The sequence below is a fragment of the Streptomyces sp. NPDC058470 genome (assembly GCF_042721055.1).
Classification (GTDB): Bacteria; Actinomycetota; Actinomycetes; order Streptomycetales; family Streptomycetaceae; genus Streptomyces.
On record NZ_JBHXMF010000001.1, the window covers coordinates 99,255 to 124,155 of the forward strand.

22 protein-coding genes are annotated in these 24,901 nt (G+C 70.5%); 15 read left to right on the forward strand and 7 right to left on the reverse strand.

Annotation, left to right across the window (positions count from 1 at the left end):
* Positions 1-23 precede the first annotated feature (23 nt).
* Positions 24-224, reverse strand: a complete 201-nt coding sequence (locus ACFWP7_RS00435) for a helix-turn-helix transcriptional regulator (RefSeq protein ID WP_384373611.1) — start codon at positions 222-224, stop codon at positions 24-26.
* A gap of 288 nt (positions 225-512) precedes the next feature.
* Positions 513-1,442: a sugar phosphate isomerase/epimerase family protein gene (locus tag ACFWP7_RS00440; protein ID WP_384373614.1), complete on the reverse strand. Its 930-nt coding sequence runs from the start codon at positions 1,440-1,442 to the stop codon at positions 513-515.
* A 125-nt stretch (positions 1,443-1,567) separates the two neighbouring features.
* On the opposite strand from ACFWP7_RS00440, the gene iolC reads away from it, so the two are divergent.
* The 9 genes from iolC to ACFWP7_RS00485 all read left to right on the forward strand — a co-directional run bounded on the left by iolC (position 1,568) and on the right by ACFWP7_RS00485 (position 15,261).
* A complete protein-coding gene (gene iolC, locus ACFWP7_RS00445; protein ID WP_384373617.1) occupies positions 1,568-2,518 on the forward strand; it encodes a 5-dehydro-2-deoxygluconokinase in 951 nt (316 codons plus the stop codon).
* Positions 2,519-2,985: 467 nt separating this feature from the next.
* Positions 2,986-3,897, forward strand: coding sequence for a deoxyribose-phosphate aldolase (locus ACFWP7_RS00450; protein ID WP_384374105.1), 912 nt, complete (start codon positions 2,986-2,988; stop codon positions 3,895-3,897).
* A gap of 7 nt (positions 3,898-3,904) precedes the next feature.
* Complete coding sequence (gene iolB / locus ACFWP7_RS00455; RefSeq protein WP_384373620.1) at positions 3,905-4,720, forward strand: 5-deoxy-glucuronate isomerase; 816 nt, start codon at positions 3,905-3,907, stop codon at positions 4,718-4,720.
* Between the two features lie 8 nt (positions 4,721-4,728).
* Positions 4,729-6,651: a 3D-(3,5/4)-trihydroxycyclohexane-1,2-dione acylhydrolase (decyclizing) gene (gene iolD, locus ACFWP7_RS00460; RefSeq protein ID WP_384373623.1), complete on the forward strand. Its 1,923-nt coding sequence runs from the start codon at positions 4,729-4,731 to the stop codon at positions 6,649-6,651.
* Between the two features lie 14 nt (positions 6,652-6,665).
* Positions 6,666-8,168, forward strand: coding sequence for a CoA-acylating methylmalonate-semialdehyde dehydrogenase (gene mmsA / locus ACFWP7_RS00465; RefSeq protein WP_384373626.1), 1,503 nt, complete (start codon positions 6,666-6,668; stop codon positions 8,166-8,168).
* Positions 8,169-8,472: 304 nt separating this feature from the next.
* Entirely contained in the window at positions 8,473-9,882 is a 1,410-nt protein-coding gene (locus ACFWP7_RS00470; protein WP_384373629.1) for an APC family permease, read from the forward strand.
* Positions 9,883-10,012: 130 nt separating this feature from the next.
* Entirely contained in the window at positions 10,013-12,670 is a 2,658-nt protein-coding gene (locus ACFWP7_RS00475) for an alpha/beta fold hydrolase (protein WP_384373632.1), read from the forward strand.
* The gene (locus tag ACFWP7_RS00480) at positions 12,667-13,530 is read left to right on the forward strand and encodes an ABC transporter permease (protein ID WP_384373635.1); all 864 of its coding nucleotides are present in this window, start codon (positions 12,667-12,669) and stop codon (positions 13,528-13,530) included. The genes ACFWP7_RS00475 and ACFWP7_RS00480 overlap by 4 nt, the downstream gene beginning before the upstream one ends.
* A 153-nt stretch (positions 13,531-13,683) precedes the next feature.
* Positions 13,684-15,261 (forward strand): von Willebrand factor type A domain-containing protein, encoded by a 1,578-nt coding sequence (locus tag ACFWP7_RS00485; protein WP_384373638.1) that lies wholly within the window; start codon positions 13,684-13,686, stop codon positions 15,259-15,261.
* 1 nt (position 15,262) lies between these two features.
* Here ACFWP7_RS00485 and ACFWP7_RS00490 read toward each other — a convergent pair whose 3' ends face one another.
* Positions 15,263-15,838 carry a TetR/AcrR family transcriptional regulator gene (locus tag ACFWP7_RS00490; protein WP_384374108.1) on the reverse strand — a complete coding sequence of 192 codons (576 nt, stop codon included), beginning with the start codon at positions 15,836-15,838 and terminating at the stop codon, positions 15,263-15,265.
* A 175-nt stretch (positions 15,839-16,013) separates the two neighbouring features.
* On the opposite strand from ACFWP7_RS00490, the gene ACFWP7_RS00495 reads away from it, so the two are divergent.
* Together ACFWP7_RS00495 and ACFWP7_RS00500 are read left to right on the forward strand one after the other, a co-directional pair.
* The gene (locus tag ACFWP7_RS00495) at positions 16,014-16,841 is read left to right on the forward strand and encodes an SDR family NAD(P)-dependent oxidoreductase (protein WP_384373640.1); all 828 of its coding nucleotides are present in this window, start codon (positions 16,014-16,016) and stop codon (positions 16,839-16,841) included.
* A gap of 198 nt (positions 16,842-17,039) precedes the next feature.
* Positions 17,040-17,243, forward strand: coding sequence for a zinc ribbon domain-containing protein (locus ACFWP7_RS00500; protein ID WP_384374110.1), 204 nt, complete (start codon positions 17,040-17,042; stop codon positions 17,241-17,243).
* A gap of 317 nt (positions 17,244-17,560) precedes the next feature.
* On the opposite strand, the gene ACFWP7_RS00505 is transcribed toward ACFWP7_RS00500, so the two are convergent.
* Entirely contained in the window at positions 17,561-17,971 is a 411-nt protein-coding gene (locus tag ACFWP7_RS00505) for a rodlin (protein WP_384373643.1), read from the reverse strand.
* Positions 17,972-18,171: 200 nt separating this feature from the next.
* Complete coding sequence (locus ACFWP7_RS00510) at positions 18,172-18,585, reverse strand: rodlin (RefSeq protein WP_384373646.1); 414 nt, start codon at positions 18,583-18,585, stop codon at positions 18,172-18,174.
* A gap of 254 nt (positions 18,586-18,839) precedes the next feature.
* Between ACFWP7_RS00510 and ACFWP7_RS00515 the strand changes: the two genes are divergently transcribed.
* The 3 genes from ACFWP7_RS00515 (at position 18,840) to ACFWP7_RS00525 (ending at position 20,790) form a co-directional block, all read left to right on the forward strand.
* Positions 18,840-19,256 carry a rodlin gene (locus tag ACFWP7_RS00515; protein WP_384373649.1) on the forward strand — a complete coding sequence of 139 codons (417 nt, stop codon included), beginning with the start codon at positions 18,840-18,842 and terminating at the stop codon, positions 19,254-19,256.
* 352 nt (positions 19,257-19,608) lie between these two features.
* Positions 19,609-19,800 carry a chaplin gene (locus ACFWP7_RS00520; RefSeq protein WP_384374113.1) on the forward strand — a complete coding sequence of 64 codons (192 nt, stop codon included), beginning with the start codon at positions 19,609-19,611 and terminating at the stop codon, positions 19,798-19,800.
* Between the two features lie 129 nt (positions 19,801-19,929).
* Positions 19,930-20,790 carry a chaplin gene (locus tag ACFWP7_RS00525; protein WP_384373652.1) on the forward strand — a complete coding sequence of 287 codons (861 nt, stop codon included), beginning with the start codon at positions 19,930-19,932 and terminating at the stop codon, positions 20,788-20,790.
* Between the two features lie 106 nt (positions 20,791-20,896).
* Here ACFWP7_RS00525 and ACFWP7_RS00530 read toward each other — a convergent pair whose 3' ends face one another.
* Together ACFWP7_RS00530 and ACFWP7_RS00535 are read right to left on the reverse strand one after the other, a co-directional pair.
* On the reverse strand, positions 20,897-22,144 hold the full coding sequence (locus ACFWP7_RS00530; RefSeq protein WP_384373655.1) for an NAD(P)/FAD-dependent oxidoreductase: 1,248 nt from the start codon (positions 22,142-22,144) through the stop codon (positions 20,897-20,899).
* Entirely contained in the window at positions 22,144-23,412 is a 1,269-nt protein-coding gene (locus ACFWP7_RS00535) for an ATP-grasp domain-containing protein (RefSeq protein ID WP_384373658.1), read from the reverse strand. Before ACFWP7_RS00535 ends, ACFWP7_RS00530 begins: the two co-directional genes overlap by 1 nt.
* Positions 23,413-23,593: 181 nt before the next feature.
* Between ACFWP7_RS00535 and ACFWP7_RS00540 the strand changes: the two genes are divergently transcribed.
* Positions 23,594-24,877 carry a glycoside hydrolase family 26 protein gene (locus ACFWP7_RS00540; RefSeq protein ID WP_384373660.1) on the forward strand — a complete coding sequence of 428 codons (1,284 nt, stop codon included), beginning with the start codon at positions 23,594-23,596 and terminating at the stop codon, positions 24,875-24,877.
* The last annotated feature ends 24 nt before the right edge of the window (positions 24,878-24,901 follow it).

The following is a 24,901-nucleotide window of genomic DNA, read 5'->3' on the forward strand; positions in this document are numbered from 1 at the left end:
GCGGGGCACAGGGGAGGAAGGGGTCAGGCCTCTCTGCGACCGCGGTTTCCCGGCCGGGAGGCGACCCAGGCCCGGACGGTGTCCGCGTACCAGTAGGGCTTGCCGCTCTCCACGTGGTCGGGCGGGGGGAGCATTCCGTGCTTGCGGTACGACCTCACGGTGTCCGGCTGCACCTTGATGTGCGCCGCGATCTCCTTGTACGACCAAAGCCTGCGGTCGGTCATGAGTGGCACCTCCCTGCGCGTACCGCGGCGGCGGCCGGGGGCGGCCGTCGGGGGAGCCGGGCACTGCGCTGGTGATCAACAAACCCTGTGCTTCGTGAACGACACAGAGTGAGTGCCGGGAAGTGCCTGTGGTCCGGGTGTGACCCAAGACCCGCGTACACGCGACATGTGTGACGGGAAGGGGTCATTTGTGACAGGAGCGATGCAATTGGCAGGCGGTCACCAGTAGGCCGGGTGGGCCCGCCGAGCCCCGAGCACTCGGCGGGCCCCTCCCACGGCGCCCCCGCACTACGCCCCGCAGGACCTCAGGAACGCCCGCGTGCGCTCCGCGATCGGCAGCGGCTTGTCCGGCGGACACGGGTACATGTCCTGCTCGACGATCGCGAAGAGCTCGACGTCCAGCTTCTGTGCGGCGGCCAGGACGGGCTCCAGAGCCGGTACGCCCGTCGGTGGTTCGCACATCACGCCACGCGCCACGGCCGGACCGAACGGCACCTCGTCCGCCCGCACCTCGGCCAGGATCGCCGGATCCACCTGCTTGAGGTGCAGGTACCCGATGCGTTCCCCGTACGTCTCGATGAGCTTGACGCTGTCGCCGCCGCAGTACGCGTAGTGCCCGGTGTCCAGGCACAGCGACACCAGCGAGGAATCCGTCGCGTCGAGGAAACGCGTGACGTTCTCCTCGCTGTCGATGTGCGTGTCGGCATGCGGGTGGACGACGATCCGCAGCCCGTACCGCTCACGCACCTCATGCGCCAGCCGCTCGGTCTGAGCGGTGAGATTGCGCCATTGTGCGGGCGTCAGCGTGCTGTCCTCCAGCACCTCGCCCGTCTTGTCGTCCCGCCAGAACGCGGGGATGACCACCAGATGCTCGGCGCCCATCGCCTGGGTGAGCGCCGCGATGTCCGAGACGTGCGCCCAGGTGGACTCCCACACCTCGGGGCCACGGTGCAGCCCGGTGAAGACCGTTCCGGCGGAGACGGTGAGCCCGCGCTTGGCGGTCTCGGCCTTCAGGACGGCCGGATCGCTGGGGAGATAGCCGTACGGGCCCAACTCGATCCACTCGTAGCCGGACCCGGAGACCTCGTCGAGGAAGCGCTGCCAGGGGACCTGCTGGGGGTCGTCCGGGAACCAGACGCCCCAGGAGTCGGGAGCCGAACCGATCCGGATACGGGACAGTGAGGACGGAGGCGATGCCTCCGGTGACAACGACGTCATGGGCGTCAGCTTCCGGCGGCCTCCAAGGACGTGTCAATACCTCGTCCGAATGTCTGGACAAAACGTTGACAGGGCTCCCCGGACCCGACTAGACCTTTGGGTGCAGCCGAAGCGAAGGGAACTCGATGGCGTACGACCTGATCACCATGGGGCGGATCGGCGTGGACCTCTACCCGTTGCAGACGGGGGTCCCGCTGGCGAGGGTGACCACGTTCGGGAAGTTCCTCGGTGGCTCGGCGACGAACGTCGCGGTGGCCGCGGCCCGGCTCGGCCGGCGTACGGCGGTGATCACGCGCACGGGCGACGACCCCTTCGGCACCTACCTCCACGAGGCGCTGCGCGACTTCGGCGTCGACGACCGCTGGGTCACCCCGGTCCCCGGCCTGCCCACCCCGGTCACGTTCTGCGAGATCTTCCCGCCGGACGACTTCCCGCTGTACTTCTACCGGCAGCCCAAGGCCCCCGACCTGGAGATCGACGCCCACGAGCTCGACCTCGACGCCGTCCACGAGGCCCGCATCTTCTGGATGACGGGCACCGGCCTGAGCGAGGAGCCCAGCCGCACGGCGACGCTCGCGGCGCTGGCCCACCGTGCCAGGTCCGGTACGGCGGTCTTCGACCTCGACTGGCGCCCCATGTTCTGGACGGACCCCGACTCCGCCCGCCCCTTCTACGCCGAGGCCCTGCGCCACACCACCGTCGCCGTCGGCAACATCGACGAGGTCGAGATCGCCACCGGCGAACGCGAACCGCATGCCGCCGCCCGCGCCCTGCTCGACGCCGGCGTCGAGCTCGCCGTCGTCAAGCAGGGCCCCAAGGGCGTCCTCGCCGTCCACCGCGACGGCACCTCCGCCGAGGTCCCACCCCTCCCGGTGACCGTCCTGAACGGTCTCGGCGCCGGCGACGCCTTCGGCGGCTCCCTCTGCCACGGCCTGCTCGCCGGCTGGGACCTGGAGCGGATCATGCGGTACGCCAACGCCGCGGGCGCCATCGTCGCCTCCCGCCTGGAGTGCTCCTCCGCGATGCCGACCCCGGCCGAGGTCGAGGACGCGCTCACGGCAGGAGCGGTGCTGTGAGGGCGGGCCAGGTCGGGGGCGCGAGACACGAGGGCGGCGATCCGGCGTCGCGCGAGGGCGCCGATCCGGCGCCGCGTAGAGGCGGTGGCTCGGGTGTGCGCGGGGGCGGCGATCCGGCGTCGCGCGAAGGCGGAGACTCGGCCGCGCGCGAAGGCGGCGCTTCCGCGACGTACGAAGGCGGTGACGCTCGCGAACGCGGTGGCGCGGCTGCGCGCGAGGGCGGCGATCCGGCGCCGCGTAGAGGCGGTGGCTCGGGTGTGCGCGGGGGCGGCGATCCGGCGTCGCGCGAAGGCGGAGACTCGGCCGCGCGCGAAGGCGGCGCTTCCGCGACGTATGAAGGCGGTGACGCTCGCGAACGCGGTGGCGCGGCTGCGCGCGAGGGCGCCGATCCGGCGCCGCGTAGAGGCGGTGGCTCGGGTGTGCGCGAGGGCGGCCACCCGGCGCCGCGCAAGGGCGCCGGTACAACCGTGCGCAAAGGCGGCCATCCGGCGCCGTACGGGCGAGTCGACGTAGCCGACCTCGTCCGCACCCGCACTCACCACCCCGAAGCCATCGCCGAGGCCGCGGCCCGTCGCCTCCGCCGCCCCCTCGTCGACGACAGCGGCCGTCTGATGATCGTCGCCGCGGACCACCCGGCCCGCGGCGCACTCGCCGTCGGCGACCGCAAGTTCGCGATGGCGAGCCGCGCCGATCTGCTGGAGCGGCTCTGCACCGCACTCGCCCGCCCGGGAGTCGACGGCGTCCTCGCCACCGCCGACATCCTCGACGACCTGCTGCTGCTCGGCGCGCTCGACCACAAGGTCGTGCTCGGGTCGATGAACCGAGGCGGACTCGCGGGCGCCTCCTTCGAGTTGGACGACCGGTTCACCGGGCACCGCCCGCAGGACATCGAGCGGCTCGGCTTCGACGCGGGCAAGCTGCTGCTGCGTATCGACTACGACGACCCGGGCTCGCTGCGCACCCTGGAGTCCACCGCCCGTGTCATCGACGAGATGGCGCAGCGGCAACTCCCGGTGTTCGTCGAGCCGTTCCTCTGCCGTCGCCGCGAGGACGGCACCCTCCGAAACGATCTCAGCGCCGAGGCGGTCACCAAGTCCATCGCCATCGCGAGCGGCCTCGGCGGCAGTTCGGCGTACACCTGGCTGAAGGTCCCCGTCACCGAGAACCCCGACGACATGGCCCGCGTCATGGAGACGTCCACGCTGCCCGCCGTGCTCCTCGGCGGTGATGTCGGCGAGGACCAGGAGGGCGCGTACGAGAAGTGGCGCGGCGCTCTTCAACTCCCCACCGTCCAGGGCCTGGTGGTCGGCCGTTCGCTGCTCTACCCGGCGGACGGCGATGTGACCGCGGCCGTGGACACCGCCGTCGGACTGCTGTGAGGACCGGATGACCAGCAACGGCCTGTACGTCCCGAAGGGGAGCGCTGCCAACGCGCAGTACGTCCTCGACATCGACCCCAAGCGGGCCGGCTGGTCCCACACCAGCCTGCGCGTCGTCGAACTCGCCCCCGGCGGCACGCACACCTTCACCACCGGCGACAGCGAGTGGATCGTGCTGCCGCTCAGCGGCGGCTGTACGGTGGACATAGAGGGCGAACACTTCCAAATCCTGGGCAGGGACAGTGTGTTCAGCGGGGTCACCGACTTCGCGTACCTGCCCCGTGACGCCCGGGCACAGATCGCCTCCGGCGTGGGAGGCCGCTTCGCCCTGGCAGGAGCGAAGTGCGAGCGACTACTCCCCGCCCGCTACGGCCCCGCGCCGGAGGTACCCGTCGAAGACCGCGGCAGCGGCAACTGCGCCCGCCAGGTGCGCAATTTCGCCTCCGCCGACGCCTTCGAGTGCGACAGGCTGATCGCCGTCGAGGTCATCACGCCCGGCGGCAACTGGTCCTCGTATCCGCCCCACAAGCACGACGAACACCGGCCGGGCCTGGAGTCGGAACTCGAGGAGATCTACTACTTCGAGATCGACGGCCCGAACGGATTCGGCTATCAGCGCGTATTCCCTTCGCACGAGGGCGGATCCGACGTCCTCACCGAGGTCCGTACCGGCGATGCCGTCCTCGTTCCCGACGGATGGCACGGCCCGTCCATCGCCCAGCCCGGCCACACGATGTACTACCTGAACGTGATGGCGGGACCGGGGGAGGGGCGGGAGTGGCGGATCTGCTTCCACCCAGAGCACACCGAGGGGTACCAATGACGGATCCGATGGCAACGGTGCCAAGGGCGACGAAGGTGTCGAGGACGCCGGGCGCGACGACCAGGCTGACGGTCGCCCAGGCGCTGGTGCGGTTCCTGGCCGCGCAGTACACGGAACGGGACGGCGAGCGGCGGCGGTTGATCGGCGCCACCTGGGGGATCTTCGGCCACGGCAACGTCGCAGGGCTCGGCCAGGCGCTCGTCGAGTACGCGGACGAGATGCCGTACCACCAGGGCCGTAACGAACAGTCCATGGTGCACGCGGCAGTCGGCTTCGCGCGTCAGTCCAACCGGCTCGCCACGCACGCCGTCACCACGTCCATCGGCCCCGGCGCCACGAACCTGGTGACCGGCGCCGCCCTCGCGACGATCAACCACATCCCGGTCCTGCTCCTCCCCGGCGACACCTTCGCGACCCGCCCCGCCGATCCGGTCCTCCAGCAGCTCGAAGTCCCCTACGCGGGCGATGTGTCGGTCAACGACTGCCTGCGCCCGGTGTCGAGGTACTTCGACCGGATCACCCGCCCCGAGGCCCTGATCCCCGCCGCCCTCCAGGCGATGCGGGTGCTCAGCGACCCGGTCGAGACGGGTGCGGTCACGCTCGCGCTGCCGCAGGACGTGCAGGCGGAGGCGTACGACTGGCCCGAGGAGTTCTTCGCGGAGCGGACCTGGACCGTGCGCCGCCCGGCGGCCGATCAGGGCGAACTGACCGCCGCCGTAAGGGCGATCCGCGAGGCCCGCCGCCCCCTCATCGTCGCGGGCGGCGGCGTCCACCACAGCCGCGCCGAGGAGGCGCTCGCCGAACTCGCCGCCGCCACCCGCATTCCCGTCGCCTCCACGCAGGCAGGCAAGGGCTCGCTGCGCTTCGACCACCCGCAGGACGTCGGCGGCATCGGCCACACCGGCACGGCGACCGCCTGCGAACTCGCCCGCACCGCCGACCTGGTGATCGGCGTGGGCACCCGCTACACCGACTTCACCACCGCCTCCGGCACCCTCTTCGCCGGCTCGGGCGTCCGCTTCCTGAACCTCAACATCGCGCCGTACGACGGTCACAAGCTCTCGGGGATCCCGCTGATCGCCGACGCGCGCGCCGGACTCGAGGCCCTCACCGAGGCCTTGCTGCTGCACAAGCACCGCACCGAACCGGCGTACGCCACCGAGTACAGCGACGACAAGGAGCGCTGGGAGTACCGCGTCGACGCGGCCTACGAGGCCGAGGACCTCGACATCCGGCCCACCCAGCCCCAAGTCCTCGGCGTCCTGGACGAGTTGGTCACGGAGGACGACATCCTGATCAACGCGGCCGGCTCACTCCCCGGCGACCTGCACAAGCTGTGGCGGGCGCGGTCGCGGGACCAGTACCACGTCGAGTACGGCTACTCGTGCATGGGCTACGAGATCCCGGCCGCGATCGGCGTACGGATGGCGGCGCCCGACCGTCCCGTCTGGGCGCTGGTCGGCGACGGTACGTATCTGATGATGCCGACCGAGATCGTCACGGCCGTGCAGGAGGGCATCGCGATCAAGGTCCTCATCCTGCAGAACCACGGGTACGCCTCCATCGGCGGCCTCTCCGAGTCGGTGGGCGGCGAGCGGTACGGCACCGCGTACCGCTTCCGGGCCGAGGACGGTACGTACACGGGGGCGCCGCTGCCGGTGGATCTCGCCGCCAACGCGGCCAGTCTGGGGATGCGCGTCCTACGCGCGAAGACCGTCCGTGACCTGCGTGCGGCCCTCGCCGAGGCACGGAGCGCGGACACTCCCACTTGTGTCTACGTGGAGACCGAAACGGCAGACACAGTGTCGGGCGCGCCTCCAGCCCAAGCCTGGTGGGATGTACCTGTGGCCGAGACCGCGACCCGCTCGTCGGCGGTCAAGGCGCGCGAGGAGTACGAAAGGCACGTCGCCGCCCGACGCCGCCATCTGTGAAGGAGTTCTTGGCCATGACGAAGACTGTCGACCACTGGATCGGTGGCAAGGTTGTCGAGGGTGCGTCGGGTACGTACGGGCCGGTCACCGACCCGGCGACCGGCGCCGTGACCACCCGGGTCGCCTTCGCGACCGTCGACGAGGTGGACGCCGCGGTCGCCGCCGCGAAGGACGCCTACGCGACCTGGGGCCAGTCCTCGCTGGCCAGGCGGACCACGATCCTCTTCAAGTTCCGCGCCCTGCTGGACGCCAACCGTGACGCGATCGCCGAGCTGATCACCGCCGAGCACGGCAAGGTCCACTCGGACGCGCTCGGCGAGGTGGCGCGCGGCCTGGAGATCGTCGACCTGGCCTGCGGGATCACCGTGCAGCTGAAGGGCGAGCTGTCGACCGAGGTGGCGTCCCGCGTCGACGTGGCCTCGATCCGGCAGCCGCTGGGCGTCGTCGCGGGCATCACGCCGTTCAACTTCCCGGCCATGGTGCCGATGTGGATGTTCCCGCTCGCCATCGCCTGCGGCAACACCTTCATCCTCAAGCCGTCGGAGAAGGACCCGTCGCCCGCGATGAAGATCGCCGAGCTGCTCGCGGAGGCGGGTCTGCCGGACGGCGTCTTCAACGTCGTGCACGGCGACAAGGTGGCCGTCGACCGCCTCCTGGAGCACCCGGACGTCAAGGCGGTCTCCTTCGTCGGCTCGACCCCGATCGCCCGCTACATCCACACCACCGCAGCCGCGAACCACAAGCGCGTCCAGGCCCTGGGCGGCGCCAAGAACCACATGCTGGTCCTCCCGGACGCCGACCTGGACGCGGCGGCGGACGCGGCGGTGTCCGCGGCCTACGGCTCGGCGGGCGAGCGCTGCATGGCGATCTCGGCCGTCGTGGCCGTCGGCGCGATCGGCGACGAGCTGGTGGAGAAGATCCGCGAGCGCGCCGAGAAGATCAAGATCGGCCCGGGCAACGACCCGGCCTCCGAGATGGGCCCGCTGATCACGGCCGCCCACCGCGACAAGGTCGCCTCGTACGTGACGGGCGCGGCGGCGCAGGGCTCCGAGGTCGTCCTCGACGGCACCGGCCACACGGTGGAGGGCTTCGAGGACGGCCACTGGATCGGCCTCTCGCTGCTCGACCGGGTGCCGGTCACCTCGGACGCGTACCGGGACGAGATCTTCGGCCCGGTGCTGTGCGTGCTGCGCGTGGAGACGTACGAGGAGGGCGTGGCCCTCATCAACGGCTCGCCGTTCGGCAACGGCACCGCGATCTTCACGCGGGACGGCGGCGCGGCCCGGCGCTTCCAGCTGGAGATCGAGGCGGGCATGGTCGGCGTGAACGTGCCGATCCCGGTCCCCGTCGGCTACCACTCCTTCGGTGGCTGGAAGGACTCCCTCTTCGGCGACCACCACATCTACGGCAACGACGGCACGCACTTCTACACCCGCGGCAAGGTCGTCACCACCCGCTGGCCCGACCCGGCCGACGCCCCCACGGGCGTCGACCTCGGCTTCCCGCGCAACCACTGAGACCCTCCGGCAGGGCTTGTGAGGCCGTCCGTATCGCGGACGGCCTCACTTTTTTCTTCGCCCGCGCTGCGGTTCCCGTAGGGAGGCAAGAAACCCCTGCGCTTGACCTGTTGTGCCCTGATGGGCATTCGGGAGGCCTTCTGAGTGCGGATTCCGTAGGTGAACAGCCATTGACGCACGGTTTCCGTCAAGGTTCCATCAACGCCGGGAGCGGACAAAGAGATGAACGACACGAGCCGCCGGAGGCGATAACGCTCCCGCCCGAGCCATCTGACGCACGACACGAGTCGATCGGAACCGCCGCATGACCGACACGCTCCGCCCTGTCGAGACCGCCGTCCCGGACCCCGCCCCCACGGCGTCCGACGGCCCCCGCAAGCTCAAGCGCTCCATCGGCATCGTCGGCGGCACCCTGCTGACGCTCTCCTGCGTGACACCGGCCTCCACGCTCTTCGTGGTCGTGCCCGACCTCTTCTCGTCCCTCGGCACGGCGACCGCGCTCACCATCGCGATCGGCTCCCTGCTCTGTATCGCCGTGGCGTTCTGCTACTCCGAGCTTGGCACCCTCATCCCCAGCGCGGGCGGCGAGTACGCCATGGTCTCGACGATGGCCGGCCGGCTCGCGGGCTGGCTGGTCTTCGTCCTCTCCCTCCTGGTCGTCATGATCGTGCCGCCGGTGATCGCCATGGGCACGGCGGACTACCTGGCACCGATCGTGCATCTGAACCCCTCGATGGCGGGCGCCGGCGTGATGCTGCTCGCCACCCTCGCGGGCCTGCTCGACCTGCGGGCCAACGCCTGGATCACCGGCGTCTTCCTGGTCCTCGAAGTCATCGCGGCGGCCGTCGTCGCGGTCCTCGGCTTCTCGCACAGCGAGCGCGGCCTCGGCAGCCTCACCTCGATGCAGGTGGCCGGATCCGGAGGCCATACGGACACGGTGACCGCCATGCTGGTGGTCTCCGGACTCGCGATCGCGCTCTTCATCACCCAGGGCTTCTCGACCGCGGTCTACCTCTCCGAGGAGCTGGAGAACCCGCGCCGCAACGTCGCCCGCACCGTCCTGGCCACCCTCGCCATCTCCACGGTGATCATCCTGGTCCCGGTCGTCGCGATCACCATGGGCGCCCCCGACCTCGCCGCCCTCACCGGGGGCGACATCAGCACCATGGTCACCGCCTGGTCGAACTCCGCCGTCGGCACCTTCGTCAGCCTCTGTGTGGCCCTCGCGATCATCAACGCCGGCATCGTCATGGTCATCCAGAACTCCCGCGTCCTGTTCGCCTCGGCCCGCGACAAGGCCTGGCCCGAGCCGGTCAACGGCGTCCTGTCCAGGCTCGGCCGCTTCGGCTCCCCGTGGGTCGCCACCCTCCTGGTGGGCATCCCCGGCGCGGCCCTCTGCTTCGTCAACCTGGACACCCTGTACGGCGTCACGGGCGTCTCGGTGACCGGCATGTACCTGCTCGTCGCGGTCGCCGCACTGTTCGCCCGGCGCGGCCCGCACACCCACACGCCCGCCTGGCGCATGCCCCTGTGGCCCGCCGTACCGGTCCTGCTGATCGCCGTCCTCGCGTACGTCCTCAGCATGCAGGCGGCCGAGTACCTCCTGTGGACCGGCGGCATCGTGGCCGTCGCCACCCTGTACTGGGCCTTCTACCTGCGGCCGCGCCGCGGGACCCGGTGGCTGGTGTCGATCCCGGAGGACGCCCGGGCATAACCGGACAGTCGGGCAGGCAGCTCGTACCACGGTCGCGGTATGCCGGAGCGGGCCCGTACTCCCGTGGGAGGGGCGGGGGTTCAGACCGGCGGCGGCATCGGTTGACAGCGGTGGGCCTTACCGTTGACGCATGGATCTTCGACTGCCCCGACCCCGGGTGCCCGTACTGCGGAGGCCGCGACGGTGGATCGCCGCCGCGGCCGCCGTCGTGGTGCTCGCCGGCGCCGGGACGTGGACGGCTGTCGCCTCCGACGACGCCCCGTCCGTACAGCGCGCCGACCGCCTCATGGACATGGGCGACGGGGTGAACATCGACACCTCGTACTTCACCGCGGGACCGAGCGCGGACCGCCGCCCCGCCGTACTTCTCGGGCACGGCTTCGGCGGCAGCAAGGACGACGTGCAGGCGCAGGCCGAACAGCTCGCGCGGGACGGATACGCGGTGCTGACCTGGTCGGCGCGCGGTTTCGGCAAGTCCACGGGCAAGATCGGGCTGAACGACCCGAAGGGCGAGGTCGCCGACGTCTCCAAGCTCATCGACTGGCTGGCGAAGCGCCCGGAGGTCCAGCTCGACAAGACCGGTGACCCGCGCGTGGGCGTCACCGGCGCCTCGTACGGCGGGGCGATCGCTCTGGAGGCCGCCGCCTACGACCAGCGGGTGGACGCGATCGCCCCGGAGATCACCTACTGGAACCTGTCGGACGCGCTCTTCCCGAACGGCGTCTTCAAGAAGCTCTGGGCCGGCATCTTCATCAACTCCGGCGGCGGCTGCGACAAGTTCGAGACCCAGCTGTGCGAGATGTACAACCGTGTCGCGGAATCCGGACAGCCGGACGCGGCGGCCACCAAACTCCTTGAGGCACGCAGCCCCTCCGCGGTCGGCGACCGCATCAAGGTGCCCACCCTCATCGTGCAGGGCCAGACCGACTCCCTCTTCCCGCTCGGCCAGGCCGACGCCATGGCCCAGCAGATCCGCGCCAACGGCGCACCCGTGGACGTCGACTGGATCTCCGGCGGGCACGACGGCGGCGACTTGGAGGCGGGCCGCGTCCAGGCCCGGGTCGGCTCCTGGTTCGACCGGTATCTGAAGGACGAGACGGGCGTCGACACCGGCCCCGCGTTCCGCGTCACTCGCACCGGAGGCGTCGACTCCACCGACGGCGCCGCCCTGCTCCGGGGCGCGAGCGGCGACAGCTATCCCGGCCTGGAGAACGGCGAGCACGCCGTGGCGCTGGTCGGCCGCGAGCAGAGCTTCGAGAACCCGGCGGGCGCGAACCCGCCCGCCATCTCGGCCCTCCCCGGCCTCGGTGGCGCGGGCGGCCTCTCCCAGCTCTCCTCCCTCGGCGTCGGGGTGTCGCTCGACTTCCCGGGCCAGTACGCGCAGTTCGTGTCCGCCTCCCTCGGCAGCGACCTGCGGATCACCGGATCGCCCACGGTGACCGTGCACGTCACGTCCAGCACCGACGAGGCGGTCCTCTTCGCGAAGGTGTACGACGTCGGCCCCGGCGGCGGACAACAGGTGCTCCCCTCCCAGCTGGTGACCCCCATCCGGGTCGAGGGAGCCAAGGCGGGCAAGGACGTCACCATCACCCTGCCGGCCATCGACTACGAGGTGCAGGAGGGCCACCGGCTGCGCCTGGTCCTGGCCTCGACGGACCTCGGCTATGCGTCGCCGTCGGCCCCGGCGACGTACACGGTCTCCCTGAAGGGCGACCTCAAGGTCCCCACCGCCCCCGCCGTGACGACGGCCGCCGCGGCGCTCCCCTCCTGGGTGTGGTGGCTGCCGCTCGCCGGAGCACTGGCCGCGCTCGCCCTGCTGCTGACCGGCCGGCGCCGTACGACCGCCGGACCGCCCGACCCCGAGCTGGCCGAAGTCCCGCTCCAGATCACCGACTTGAGCAAGCGGTACGCGAAGTCGGCGGACCGGTACGCGGTACGGGAGCTGTCGTTCCGCGTGGAGAAGGGCCAGGTGCTGGGTCTCCTCGGGCCGAACGGCGCGGGCAAGACGACCACCCTGCGCATGCTGATGGGTCTGATCAAGCCGGACGGCGGCGAGATCCGCGTCTTCGGCCACGAGATCCAGCCGGGCGCGCCGGTCCTCTCCCGGGTCGGCGCCTTCGTCGAGGGCGCGGGCTTCCTCCCGCACCTCTCGGGCCGCGACAACCTGGAGCTGTACTGGCAGGCCACCGGCCGTCCGGCCGAGGACGCCCACCTGGAGGAGGCTCTGGAGATCGCGGGTCTCGGCGACGCGCTGGCCCGCGCGGTCCGCACCTACTCCCAGGGCATGCGCCAGCGCCTGGCCATCGCCCAGGCCATGCTCGGCCTCCCGGACCTGCTGATCCTCGACGAGCCCACCAACGGCCTGGACCCGCCGCAGATCCGTGAGATGCGCGAGGTGATGATCCGCTACGCCGCCGCAGGGCGTACGGTCATCGTCTCCAGCCACCTGCTGGCCGAGGTCGAGCAGACCTGCACCCACCTGGTGGTCATGGACCGCGGACGGCTGATGCAGGCGGGCCCGGTCTCTGAGATCATCGGCTCGGGCGACACCCTCCTCATCGGCACCGGGTTCCCCGTGGACGAACCGGTCGCCGAGAAGATCGGCGCGCTGCCGGGCGTGGCCTCGGCCGTCGTCACGGACGACGGGATCCTGGTCCGGCTCGAAACCGGCGCAAGCGCACAGCGCCTGGTCGTGGAGCTCGTACGGCTCGAAGTACCCGTGGAATCGGTGGGCCCGCACCGCCGACTCGAAGACGCCTTCCTCACCCTGATCGGGGGCAACGCATGAGCACCCTCGTCGAGCGGGCCGAGACGGCCGACGGATACCGGGCGCGGCGGACACTGCCGCTGCGTGTGGAGCTGCTCCGGCAGCTGAAGCGGCGTCGCACCCTCGTGATGGGGGCGATCCTCGCGGCGCTGCCCTTCGTGCTGGTCGCGGCGTTCGCGATCGGCGGTACGCCGGGTGGGCGGAGCAATCAGATCACCCTGATGGACACGGCCACCGCGTCGGGCGCGAACTTCGCCGCGGTGAACCTCTTCGTCTCCGCGGGCTTCCTGCTGGTGATCCCCGTCGCGCTGTTCTGCGGGGACACCATCGCCTCCGAGGCGAGCTGGTCCTCGTTGCGCTACCTGCTGGCGGCTCCCGTGCCCAGGGCCCGCCTCCTCTGGTCCAAGCTGACCGTCGCGCTGGGCCTCAGCCTCGCCGCGATGGTGCTGCTGCCGATCGTCGCACTCGTGGCCGGCACCGCGGCCTACGGCTGGGGCCCCCTGGAGATCCCCACCGGCGGTGCGCTCTCCGCGGGCACCGCGGCACAGCGCCTGCTGGTCGTGGTGGCGTACATCTTCGTCTCCCAACTGGTCACCGCGGGGCTCGCGTTCTGGCTGTCGACCAAGACGGACGCCCCCCTCGGCGCGGTCGGCGGAGCGGTCGGCCTGACGATCGTGGGGAACGTGCTGGACGCCGTCACCGCCCTCGGTCACTGGCGCGACTTCCTGCCCGCACACTGGCAGTTCGCCTGGGCGGACGCCGTCCAGCCACAACTGGAGTGGTCCGGCATGATCCAGGGCGCCGCGATTTCGGTAACGTACGCGCTCGTCCTGTTTGCCCTGGCCTTCCGGGGTTTCCGGCGCAAGGACATCGTGTCGTAGGTCTCCGGAGGATCTCCTACCGGTCTCGACGGCCGCCCGCCGTGGCCGCTTCGAGATCCATCCGCAACGCTCCGTCACGCACAGCTCGGCCCCCTCGGACGTCACAGTCACAGACGTAGGCCCATATACAGGCCGCTCACCGAGGGGGCACAGATGGGGAACGACCACATACGGGCGAGGGCTGTCACCACTCGCAGCCGTCGACTGCACGGCACGCTGCTCGCCCTGACAACCGCGGGCGCCCTGCTGCTCACCGGCTGCAGCGGCGCGGGCGACAGCGACCACGGCTACTCATCGGACCGGAACGACGGCACGGCCCCGCTGCCCGCCCCCGCCTACCCCTCGGGTACCGCGCAGGGCGAACAGAGCGGTGAGCAACAGGGCGACGAGGGCCGCGAGTTCGCCCCGTCCCCCGACTACCTCTCCACCTTCGCCCTGGACGTCGACACCGCCTCGTACGGCTACGCCCGCCGCACCCTCGCGGACGGCAGGATGCCCGACCCGTCGACCATCCGCCCCGAGGAGTTCGTCAACAGCTTCCGGCAGAACTACGAACGCCCCGACGGCAACGGCTTCTCGGTCACCGTCGACGGCGCCCGCACCGACGAAGAGGACTGGTCGCTCGTCCGGGTCGGCCTCGCCACCCGCGCCGAGGAGGACGACGACGAACGCCCGCCCGCCGCCCTCACGTTCGTCATCGACGTGTCCGGCTCCATGGACGAACCGGGCCGCCTCGACCTGGCCAAGGACTCCCTCGACGTGATGACGGACCGTCTCCGCGACGACGACTCGGTCGCCCTGGTCACCTTCAGCGACGAGGCCGAGACCGTCCTCCCGATGACCCGGCTCGGCGACCACCGGGGCCGCGTCCACGATGCCGTCGACCGCCTGGAACCCCAGTCCTCGACCAACCTCGGCGCCGGCGTCGAAACCGGCTACGCCACCGCCACCAAGGGCCTGCGCGAGGGCGCCACCAACCGCGTCGTCCTCGTCTCCGACGCCCTCGCCAACACCGGCGACACCGACGCCGACACGATCCTGGAGCGCATCGCGGACAACCGCCGCGAGCACGGCATCACCCTCTTCGGTGTCGGCGTGGGCAGCGACTACGGCGACGAGCTGATGGAACAACTCGCCGACAAGGGCGACGGCCACACGACGTACGTCTCGGACACCGAGGACGCCCGCGAGGTCTTCTGCGAGGAACTCCCGCAGAACATCGACCTCACCGCCCGCGACGCCAAGGCGCAGGTAGCCTTCGACCCGGAGACGGTCGAGCAGTTCCGGCTCATCGGCTACGACAACCGCCAGGTCGCCGACGAGGACTTCCGCAACGACCGCGTGGACGGCGGCGAGGTGGGTCCCGGCCACACGGTGACCGCCCTCTACGCGGTCCGCACCAAGCCCGGCACCTCCGGCCACCTCGCCACGGCGAGCGTCCGCTGGCTCGACCCCGAAACCCGCTCCCCGCACGAGGAGTCCGGCCAACTGGAGGCCGGGACCCTCGACGACAGGCTCTGGACCTCCTCCGACGGCCTCCAGGTCGCAGCCGTCGCCGCCTACTTCGCCGACGCCCTCCGCCAGGGGGACAAGCGCTGGACACGACTCCCGGGCAGCCTCCCCCTGACCGAACTCGGCTCCCGCGCCCACGAGTTGGCGAACAGCACAGCGGACAAGGCGGTACGCGAACTCGCCGACGCCATCGAAACTGCGACCGGCCTCAGGCGCTGAGTCAGACGGCGCCGGGCCGCCGCCCGGCGCCGTGCAGCAGCGTGTCGACGATGAGCGTCGCGAGGGCGTCGGGATCGGCGTCCGGCTGTTCGTCGCCGTGCATGGCCTCGCCGATCAGGGCGTAGTAGACGCGGCGGACCCACTCCAGGTCCGCCGCCGGGTCGAGCAGGCCTTCGTCCCTGGCTCGTCCCAGGAGTTCGAGGCAGCGCGCCCCGAGCTCGTTCCAGTCTGCCGGGGCGCCGCCGCCCTCGTCGGTCGGCTGTCCCAGGGCATAGCTCCAAGCCCCCTTGATCCGCAGTACGTTGGCGGTGACGCGGTGCAGCGCGACCAGCGGCGGCGTGGTCTCGGGCCGCGCGTCGTCGATGGCCCGCACGAGCTGCCGTACGGCCGACTCGGCGAGCGCCTCGATCAGCGCCTGCCGACTGGCGAAGCGCCGGTGGACCGTCGTTCTGGCGACCCCGGCCGCCTCGGCGATCTGCTCCATGGACGCGCCCGGATCGGCGGCGAGCACCCGCTCGGCCGCCTCCAGAATCGCGCGCACACTGCGCTCGGCATCGGCCCGCAGCGCTCGGCCCATGGGCTCCTCCACTCCGTCGGCTCCTGACCCCAGTGAACATAGACGATACGTGCAAGTTGCCGTTGCTCGGATATCTGCATCAGCACTGTTGCAATTAATGGAATAAGAGATACAGTCGTGTCTTAGTTAATTGTTCCGGCTCGTCTTAACCCCGACCTTCTGAAGGGGAACAGTCATGACCGACACATCCACCGGACCCACTGCCCTCGTCACCGGCGCTTCCTCCGGGCTGGGCACCGAGTTCGCCACCCAGCTCGCCGCCCGCGGCCACGACGTGATCCTCGTCGCCCGCTCCCGGGACCGCCTCGAAGAGGTGGCCGACCGGCTGCGTAAGCTGCACGGCGTCCAGGCGCACGTCCTGCCCCAGGACCTCGCCGAGCCCGACGCCGCCGACCGCGTAGCGGAGGCCCTCACCGCCCGCGGCCTCACCGTCGACCTGCTGGTCAACAACGCCGGCTTCGGCACCTGCGGCCGCTTCGAGGAGATCGACCCGCGACGCGAGCACGACGAGATCATGGTCAACGTCGTCGCTCTCGTCGACCTCACCCACGCTCTGCTCCCCGGAATGCTGGAGCGCGGCTCCGGAGCCGTTCTCAACGTCGGTTCCACGGCGGGCTATCAGCCGGGCCCGTACTTCGCGGTCTACTGCGCCACCAAGGTTTTCGTCCTCAACTTCTCGCTGGCGCTGCGCCAGGAGTACCGGGGACGCGGTATCCGTGTCACGGCCCTGTGCCCGGGCCCGGTCGAGACGAGCTTCTTCGAGGCGATCGGCACCCGCAAGGCCGCATTGACCGGCCCCTTCACCACCACGGAACCGGTCGTCCGCGCCGCCCTGCGCGCCCTCGACCGCGACCGCGCGTACGTCACACCGGGGTTGGCCAACGCACTCGGTGCCCACCTGACCCCGCGTCGCCCGCGCACCATGGTGGCTGCGATCGCCAAGCGCGTCACGCGCAGGGTGCTGGAGCCGGAGCAGAGGTCCTCCGAACCGGCGACCACGTGAACGAGGCGGTCTCGCGCGCCGAGTCCATCCGCCGGTTCACCCTGGTGGCAGGCGAGTTCACCTGATTCTTGCGAGGATGCCCCGGCGTTCACGCCGGGGAGGAATCGCATCCCAACCGGTGACGCGGAGCGTCACCGCGTCGAGGTCGAGTACGGAGTGTCCGTATCACTGTCCGGCGGAGCCGGGAAATGCGCACGCGTGTGCGGGACGGTCGCGTTCACCTCGCAGCGCTGCCCGCGCTGCGGGCACACCGAGAGGGCCAACCGGCCCGATCGGGACCGCTTTTGTTGTCGTCGGTGCGGCCTCGCTGGGCCTGCCGACCACATCGCCGGGGTCAACGTGCGTGATCGCGCACGCTCGGCGTGGGTGTTTGTCACCGCACCCGTCCCCGCACCGGCCTGACCAGGCCGGACTGTGGGGAGATGCGACCCGTGACCGTCCTGTCGTAGGGGCAGTCGGGAGCGCGACAAGGTGTGAACGACCGAGTACACAAGCTCGGCCGTCCACGGCCGAGAAGGTGACCGAGGACAACGGACTGCTCACCCCGTCCCTGGAGGTCAGACGCCACGCGGTGACTGCGGCGTACGCGGAGGAGATAGAGGCGCTGTACCGGAGCTGAGAATCCCACCCGCGGACCCGGGAGGGGGAGACCTTCCGGCGGGCATGAGAACAGCGGGCCGCTCCGAAGAGCGACCCGCTGTCCATGGTGCCGAGAGTGATCAGCTGTGGCTGGCGCCGTTGCCGGACAGGACCGGGATGTTGTCCAGGATGTGCGAGAGCGGCTCGTCGCCCTTGGCCTGGGTGGAGTTCTCGGTGCACTGCTGGTTCTGCGGGGCCGAGAGGATCGGCACGTCCTGGAGGACGGTGACCGGCACCAGGCCGACGAGCGAGGCCAGGTTGGCCTTGGCCGGCAGGCCGACACACGGCTTGTTCAGGGAGCCCTGCACGAGCGCGAGCTGGGGGCTCATGTCGCCGTGCGTGGCCTGGTTGCCGTAACTCTGGACGGCAGCGTTGCCGTTGGTGGTGGTGACACCCTCGTCGTTGCCGATGGCGAGGGCCTGGGGCGCGGCGGTGGCTGAGATTCCGGCGACGGAGGCGGCGATGGCGGCGGTTGCCCACAGCTTCTTCATGTTCGTTCGTTCCCTTCGGAGAGTGGACTCCGTTTGTGGAGCCGCGTGGTGATCAACAGTGCGGTGGACGGCGTGGTTGCGCGGTGTGCCCCATTTGGCCCACAGGGGTTCCGCAGGACCGGAGCTGACGCGTCGCCGTTGATGGTGAGAGGAGCCGCGGGCCGCGCGAAGAGCGTCCCGCGGCCCGCGATGCTGAGTGATCAGCTGCGGTCGGCACCGTTGCCGGACAGGACCGGGATGTTGTCCAGGATGTGCGAGAGCGGCTCGTCGCCCTTGGCCTGGGTGGAGTTCTCGGTGCACTGCTGGTTCTGCGGGGCCGAGAGGATCGGCACGTCCTGGAGGACGGTGACCGGCACCAGGCCGACGAGCGAGGCCAGGTTGGCCTTGACCGGCAGGCCGATGCAGGGCTTGTTCAGGGAGCCCTGGACGAGCGCCATCTGCGGGCTCATCTTCCCGTAGGTCTCCTGGTTGCCGTAGATCTGCTGGGCAGCGTTGCCGTTGGTGGTGGTGACACCCTCGTCGTTGCCGATCGCCAGCGCCTGGGGCGCGGCGGCAGCCGAGATACCGGCGACGGAAGCGGCGACCGCCGCGGCAGCCATAACCTTCTTGATCACTTGCATGGTCCCTTCTGGAGTAACCCCGTCCACCGGAGCGCTCTGGACAACTGCGCCCGGGCCGCATAGTTGCTGCGATTCACCCCAATGGCCCATTTGCGAAAGCCGTTGGTACGGAGCACGCGCGCGAGCTTTTCCGTGAATTCCGGGAACCTGAACGGGCCAATCGGGTGACCTTGAGGAACCATTCGCCCAGCCCACAGTTGAGGCGGAGCAGGCACGTGTGTGTCTCGCCACGAAAGGAAACCGGAGAAATGTTCAAGAAGGCAATGGCCACGGCTGCGGTCGCCGTTTCAGTCGTCGGTGTCTCGGCGGCTTCCGCCCCTCAGGCGCTTGCCATCGGGAACGACGAGGGTGTCACCACCATGAACGGCAACGGCGCCGAGCAGTCGTACGGCAACGCCAAGACGAAGGGAGAGAAGAGCCCCCACCTCTCACTGGTACAGGGCTCCCTGAACAAGCTCTGCGTCGGCCTGCCGGTCAAGGCCAACCTGGCCTCGATCGTCGGCGTCCTGGTGCCGGTCACCGTCCTCCAGGACGTGCCGATCCTCTCGGCCCCTCAGGACCAGCAGTGCACCGAGAACTCCACCCAGGCCAAGGGCGACGAGCCGCTCTCGCACATCCTGGACAACATCCCGGTCCTGTCCGGCAACGGCGCCAGCCACAGCTGATCCGTCGCCCCGTAGCGGCTCGGGCCGCCCGTCGTGTTCACGTGCGGGCCGCCCGGGCTCTTCCGTAATTCTTTCCGTTGAGTGAAGTGTTCGGCCGAAGCCTTTTGTCGAAGCGCCTCTTCCCTTGTGAAGCCTCCGTATTGACGCGACACAGGGCGATTCGAGTGAATTCCCAAACGGCTTACTTCGCGTAGTTTCTTCGGCCGTCTTTCCCTCGTTTACAGCCTGTAGGTCATGGTGCGAGCCGTTCATGCTGTGCTCGCTCGGTTTCGGCCGTCATAGGGGCATGACCGTAGAGAAGGGAAAGCACATGAAGCTCAAGAAGAGCGCTGCCATCGTCGCGGGCGCGATCATGGCCCTGGGACTCGCCTCCCCCGCGTTCGCGGACGCCGAAGCCGAGGGTGCGGCCATCGGTTCGCCGGGCGTCCTGTCGGGCAACGTGGTCCAGGTTCCCGTCCACGTTCCTGTCAACGTGTGCGGCAACTCGATCGACGTCATCGGTCTGCTGAACCCCGCGTTCGGCAACACCTGCGTCAACGACTGACGCAGACAGCACAGCAGCCACATCGGCTGGGTCACAGCCGGTCTTGGAACGCCTTTCGGTTCCAGGGCCGGCTTTCCTCACTTCATCGAGCAGGAAGGCAAGAGATTGCGACAGACCCTGAGTAGGGGAATGGTCGTGGCCGCGGCCACGACGAGCATCCTGTCCCTGTACGGCACCCCCGCCTTCGCCGACTCGCACGCGAACGGAAGCGCCCAGGACTCGCCCGGCGCAGGGTCGGGCAACAACCTCCAGCTTCCGGTGAACGTACCGGTGAACGCCTGTGGCAACACCGTCGACGTGATCGGCGCGCTCAACCCGGCGTTCGGGAACTCCTGTGCCAACGGCTCCGGTTCGGGTTCCCACGGGTCCCACGGCGCGCCGCACGGCTCCTCCGGCCGTGACGACTCGTCGGGCTACGGTTCCGGCCACTCGGGCGGCTATGGCGGTGACCAGGGTGGTGGCTCCGGCTCCTCTGCGTACGGCGAGACGCACGGTTCGCCCGGCGTCCTGTCGGGCAACAGCGTCCAGGCCCCGGTGGACGTGCCGGTGAACGCGTGCGGCAACACGGCGGACGTGGTCGGTGTGGGCAACCCCGCCTTCGGCAACGACTGCGGCAACGGCCCCGCGGGCTACGGCGACACCCCGCCGACCACGCCCCCGACGACGCCTCCCACCACCCCTCCCAAGACACCCCCGACGACGCCTCCCACGACGCCGCCGACCCTCCCACCCACCAAGCCGCCGACGGCGCCTCCCACGACGCCGCCGACGACACCTCCCACCACCCCGCCGACGACCCCTCCCACCACCCCGCCCACGACCCCTCCCCCTACCGTTCCCGGCACCCCGCCTGGGACTCCCTCCGGGCCCCCGCCCGCCCTGCCGCACACCGGCAGTGAGGGACTGCTCGCCACCTCGGCCGCCAGCGCCGCTCTCCTCGTGGGCGGAACCGTCCTGTACCGACGAGGCCGAGCCGCGTCCCGTCGCTAGGTTCTGTCGTCACATTCCCGTCGCGAGGCAGACGGGCATGTGACGACAGGGCTTAGCACGTCCCTCGGGTGCCGGACGCGTCACGCGCCCGGCACCCGGGCCTGCGTCACCGCCGAGCCGGGTCCGGTGCCTCGCGCCGCCGCTGCGGTACCGGCACAGGCATCGTGCGCAGCCGTCGCCGTACCCCGCGTACGAGTGTCTCGGCCGTGAACGCGGCGCCGTGCACGAAGCGCATCGCGGGGCCGAAGCCGGCCGCCGTCACCAGGCCCGCCATGAAGAGGCCGGGCACCGAGGACTCGAAGTCCCGGCCGACCTCGGGGGAACCGTCGGCCACCGCGGCGAGGTCCCCGCGCAACTCGTCGGCGAGCAGGCCGAGCCGTTCGCGGGTCGCCCTGAACCCCGTGGCGGCGATGACGTGTTCGGTCTCCAGTGACGTCAGCTCACCGCCGCCGCCCACCGTCTCCAGGCGTACGCCGCCGCCGGAGGGGTAGGCCGCCGCGACCTGGTGGCCAAGGAGCAGTTCGACGGCCGGCTCGACGCGGTCGCGTACCCACCAGGCGCCCGCCGGACCCAGGGCCGTGGCCGCGATCCGGGCGCGGGTGGTCTCCGGGAGCCGGTGGAAGAGACCGGGGCGCTCGGCGTAGAACCAGTTGCGCCAGCCGGGGCCCAGACCGCTGTGCGGGGTGCGGACCGACTCCCACCACGGGCGCTCCCAGGCGGGCGGCACGTCGTTCCAGTTCAGTTGGTCGGCGCGGGCCAGGACCCGGACACGGGTGCCCTGTTCGGCGAGGATGGCCGCCGTCTCCAGCGCTGCCTGACCACCGCCGATCACGGTGACGTCCTGGCCGCGGAAACGGTCGAGGTCGCCGTGGTGACTGCTGTGCGAGACGTACGAGGGACCGAGCTCACGCAGGGCGGCCGGTACCTCGACGAAGGGCAGGACGCCGATGGCGAGGACGACCGTGCGGGCGTGCAGGATCCCGCCGTCGTCCAGGACCGCCTCGAAGCCGCCGGGGACGGAGCTCACCCGGACCACCGTGCGCTCGTCGACCTCGGGCACCGCGTTGCGGGCGAACCACAGCCCGTACGAGGCGAACATCTCGACCGGGATGGGCTCGCCGTGCCGGGCCTGGACGCCCTGACCGGCGCAGTAGGTGTCGAGGCGCCAGCGGCCCGCGGGGTCGGAGAGGTTCGACGCCCACGGCTCCGACTTCAGGAACATGCCGCGGGGCATGTGGTCACGCCAGGACGCCATGGGCCGGCCGAGGACGCGCAGGCTCAGCCCGGCCGCCGCGGCGTGGGAGGCGACGGACAGGCCGTACGGGCCGGCTCCCACCACCAGGAGGTCGTACATCAGCAGCTACTCGCTTTCTCGTCGTCGGTCAGGGGAGCCGGGGTCGGGGTGCCCGGCTGTCGTACGACCCGCGCCCGATCGGCGACAGGCGCCGAACGCCGTACGCGGTCCAGCAGGCGCCGGATCACATGGCGGCCCCACAGGGCCCACATCGTGAGCCCGGGCGCGAGATCGTCCCGTGCGTGCCAGGCGAGCTCGCACCCGTCGGGCCGGGGGAGCAGCGCGCTGAGCGGGGCGTAGTTCTCCACCACGAACGCGCGGCCGGGAAGCGGCGCGGGGTCCGGCAGCGGACGGTGCGTCAGGTCCAGGTGCAGGGCGCGTACGACATCCAGGCCCGCCCCGTCGGCGAAGAGCCGGAACTGGGCGCCGGGGCGGGGGTTGAAGTCGAGCAGGTGGTAGCGGCCGCTCGCGCCGTCCCTGCGGAAGTCGAGGTCGAAGACGCCGCGGTAGCCCAGCGCCCCGATGAGCTGTTCAACGAGCGACTGGAGCTGTGGGTTGGGGGTCCAGCGGCCGACCGCGGTCAGCCCGGCACCGCGTGGCCAGGCGCGCTGCTTGCGGCCGGGCCCGCCTCCGCACACCGCCCCGGACCGGTCGGCGTACCCGTGGAAGAACCAGTCGCGGTCGGGACCCGGCGGCAGGAACGCCTGCAACAGCAGTCGGCTGCCCGCCTCCTCGGTGCGCAGATACAGCGCCTGCGCCTCCTGCGGCGAGCGCACCACCACCGTGCTGCGCAGCCCCGACCCGGCGGGCACCAGCCAGGGGCGGCTCCACTTCGCCACCACCGGCAGCCCCAACTGCAAGGCCGCAGCGACCGCCTGCGCCGGACTGTCCGGAATCAGCGTCACCGGGTGCGGAATGCCCGCGCTCTCGCACACGGCGGCCAGTTCCGCCTTGTCGGCCACGCGCTCGGCGAGCGCGTCGGGCTGCTGAGGCAGCAGATAGGAAGGGGCGAGTTGTTCACGGCACCGGCCGACCGCGACGGCGCTCGCGTCATCCATCGGGATGAGTACGGCGGGACGGGATACGCGCGCGGCCACTCGGCGCAATGCGGTGACGATTTCTCCGGCGGATGCGCCGGGCGGTGGCGGGGGATGCATCTCGCTGACAAAACGCGACCTGCGGACGGGACTTCCCGTTGAATCGGCGACGACATGCACCTCCACGCCCGCTCTGCCGAGCGAGCGTGCGGCCCCCAGCGTTCCGTGGTGAAAGGGGTTCCGGTCGATCCGTAGAAGCACGGCGGGGACGCGGGTGTCGAGAAGCGGCACGGAATTTCCTTCGGGTCGGTCACCCGTGCGGGTGATCGGCGCACACAAAGGCCGGAGCCTCGGTTGGCGGAATGGGTATTCATATGACTGAGTGTCAGTAGGCAGAAGTAGCCAGAAGGCAAATCGAGTACCGGAAGACGGAATGTGCCGTCGGAACAGCAGAGTGGAGAGAGGAGCAGGCATGGCCCCTCAGCAGCAACGGCTCCGGAGCAGACGGCTGGCGTGCGTCGCGGCCGGCATCGTCGCGTCGGTCGCCCTGGCGTCGGGTCCGGGATACGCCGTGGGCGCCGGGGTGGTGGGAGTCGACGACCCGGCGCCGACACCGGCGTCGGTGACCCCGGCGACGACACCTGTGACGCCCGCACCACTCACGCCACCCGCGTCACCTACGGTGCCCGTGACTCCCACGGACACGACCGAACCGAAGCCCGCCGACAAGGCACCCGCGTTCGGCGCCTACCTGGACTACGGCGCCCGCGGTGTCGCCCGGATCGCCGAGCTCAGCAAGTGGCTGGGCGGCACCGAACTCCGCGTCGGGCACACGTATCTGCCCGGCGACCGCTGGAGCAACATCGAGGGCGCCCCCGGCTTCCTCGACGTCTGGGCGGACTGGCGGCGCGAGCAGGACGACCGGATGCTCGTCCTCAACGTGCCGATGATGGAGCGCAATGAGGAGCGCGTCTCCGACGCCGAGGTCAAGGTGCTGCTGCGCCAGGCCGCGTCCGGAGCGTTCGACAAACACTTCCGCGCGCTGGCCGAGCGCCTTGTCGAACTGAAGGTGCCGGACACCGTCATCGTGCTCGGCTGGGAAATGAACGGCATTACGTACACCCATCGCTGCGGTCCCGACCCGGAGGCCTGGAAGAAGTACTGGAACAGAATCGTCACCACCATGCGGGCGGTGCCGGGACAGAAATTCCGGTTCGACTTCACCCCGAACCGCGGCCGGGACGCCATCCCCTGGACGCAGTGCTATCCGGGGGACGACACGGTCGACATCATCGGTATGGATTCGTACGACCAGCCGTCGGGACTGTCATTCGACGAGCAGGTGAAAGAGCCGTACGGCCTTCAGGAGCACGTGGACTTCGCCAAATCCCATGGCAAGCCCATTTCCTATCCTGAATGGGGACTCTTCCGCAACGGTGACAATGCGGCGTACATGAAGCGCATGCTCGCGTGGATGGACGAGCACAAGCCGCTGTACAACACGGTCACCGACTACTGCCCGCACGGTGTGTGGCAGTGCGCGGACAACCCGAAGGCGTCCGAGATCTACCGCTCGGCGCTGTCCGGCCACACGGATCCCACCCCCGTTCCCACACCACCCACACCTGAACCGACTCCGCCGCCCAACCCGGTGCGCCCGCCCAACTGCTCGCCGGTGGACCTGAGCGACTGGGTCGAGTACTGGATCGGCGGGAAGCTCTGCCTCCGCTTCGACTGGTGGTCGCGCGACAGGTGAGGTGGGCATGAGAGCGGTGGCAGC

Excerpts from the sequence above, each read along its gene's own strand:
- ACFWP7_RS00515 (WP_384373649.1), top strand. The coding sequence starts at position 18,840 with ATGTTCAAGAAGGCAATGGCCACGGCTGCGGTCGCCGTTTCAGTCGTC.
- ACFWP7_RS00435 (WP_384373611.1), bottom strand. The coding sequence starts at position 224 with ATGACCGACCGCAGGCTTTGGTCGTACAAGGAGATCGCGGCGCACATC.
- ACFWP7_RS00475 (WP_384373632.1), top strand. The coding sequence starts at position 10,013 with ATGGATCTTCGACTGCCCCGACCCCGGGTGCCCGTACTGCGGAGGCCG.
- ACFWP7_RS00520 (WP_384374113.1), top strand. The coding sequence starts at position 19,609 with ATGGCCCTGGGACTCGCCTCCCCCGCGTTCGCGGACGCCGAAGCCGAG.
- ACFWP7_RS00470 (WP_384373629.1), top strand. The coding sequence starts at position 8,473 with ATGACCGACACGCTCCGCCCTGTCGAGACCGCCGTCCCGGACCCCGCC.
- ACFWP7_RS00530 (WP_384373655.1), bottom strand. The coding sequence starts at position 22,144 with ATGTACGACCTCCTGGTGGTGGGAGCCGGCCCGTACGGCCTGTCCGTC.
- iolB (WP_384373620.1), top strand. The coding sequence starts at position 3,905 with ATGACCAGCAACGGCCTGTACGTCCCGAAGGGGAGCGCTGCCAACGCG.
- iolD (WP_384373623.1), top strand. The coding sequence starts at position 4,729 with ATGGCAACGGTGCCAAGGGCGACGAAGGTGTCGAGGACGCCGGGCGCG.
- ACFWP7_RS00490 (WP_384374108.1), bottom strand. The coding sequence starts at position 15,838 with ATGGGCCGAGCGCTGCGGGCCGATGCCGAGCGCAGTGTGCGCGCGATT.
- ACFWP7_RS00505 (WP_384373643.1), bottom strand. The coding sequence starts at position 17,971 with ATGAAGAAGCTGTGGGCAACCGCCGCCATCGCCGCCTCCGTCGCCGGA.
- ACFWP7_RS00525 (WP_384373652.1), top strand. The coding sequence starts at position 19,930 with ATGGTCGTGGCCGCGGCCACGACGAGCATCCTGTCCCTGTACGGCACC.
- mmsA (WP_384373626.1), top strand. The coding sequence starts at position 6,666 with ATGACGAAGACTGTCGACCACTGGATCGGTGGCAAGGTTGTCGAGGGT.
- ACFWP7_RS00480 (WP_384373635.1), top strand. The coding sequence starts at position 12,667 with ATGAGCACCCTCGTCGAGCGGGCCGAGACGGCCGACGGATACCGGGCG.
- ACFWP7_RS00540 (WP_384373660.1), top strand. The coding sequence starts at position 23,594 with ATGGCCCCTCAGCAGCAACGGCTCCGGAGCAGACGGCTGGCGTGCGTC.
- ACFWP7_RS00440 (WP_384373614.1), bottom strand. The coding sequence starts at position 1,442 with ATGACGTCGTTGTCACCGGAGGCATCGCCTCCGTCCTCACTGTCCCGT.
- iolC (WP_384373617.1), top strand. The coding sequence starts at position 1,568 with ATGGCGTACGACCTGATCACCATGGGGCGGATCGGCGTGGACCTCTAC.
- ACFWP7_RS00495 (WP_384373640.1), top strand. The coding sequence starts at position 16,014 with ATGACCGACACATCCACCGGACCCACTGCCCTCGTCACCGGCGCTTCC.
- ACFWP7_RS00485 (WP_384373638.1), top strand. The coding sequence starts at position 13,684 with ATGGGGAACGACCACATACGGGCGAGGGCTGTCACCACTCGCAGCCGT.